This window comes from Cupriavidus sp. 8B (assembly GCF_054589115.1).
In genome coordinates this window covers 1-348 of the sequence record NZ_BAAILO010000028.1, presented here as the reverse complement: position 1 = coordinate 348, position 348 = coordinate 1, and the positions used below count along the sequence as shown (strand labels likewise).

Below are 348 nucleotides of genomic sequence, written 5' to 3'. Positions count from 1 at the left end.
CGGCCGCGCGCCAGCAACAGCCGCGCCCGCTTCTCACTGCAGGGCATGAGCGGATTGCCGCTCCTGTCTAACACAAAGACTGCCAAGGCAATCTCTCCTAAAAGCTGCCCTTACGGGCCTGGTGACGCCTCCCGTTGGGAGGTCTCCCCTCGGCAATGTTGCGAACCGGCGATCTGCCCCGATCCGTTTCGTGCTTACCCTGTCGCTTGTCTGCAACCGGAGCTTCAAGAGGTTGGGACTGAGGAAGCATCCCAACGTTGGCCTTGCACCTATTCGCAACGTAGCGGGTTGGTTACCGCTTTGCCTGGTCAACCCGAGCTTGTTCAGTTGCCTTTGCAAGCTCCGGCC

Annotated in this window: 1 protein-coding gene; it reads right to left on the bottom strand. The window is 60.6% G+C overall.

Annotated features, from left to right (window positions below):
• The coding region (locus ACYP5B_RS02845; RefSeq protein ID WP_459568481.1) for an RRXRR domain-containing protein at positions 1-86 on the bottom strand (86 nt) is incomplete at its 3' end.
• Between the last annotated feature and the right edge of the window lie 262 nt (positions 87-348).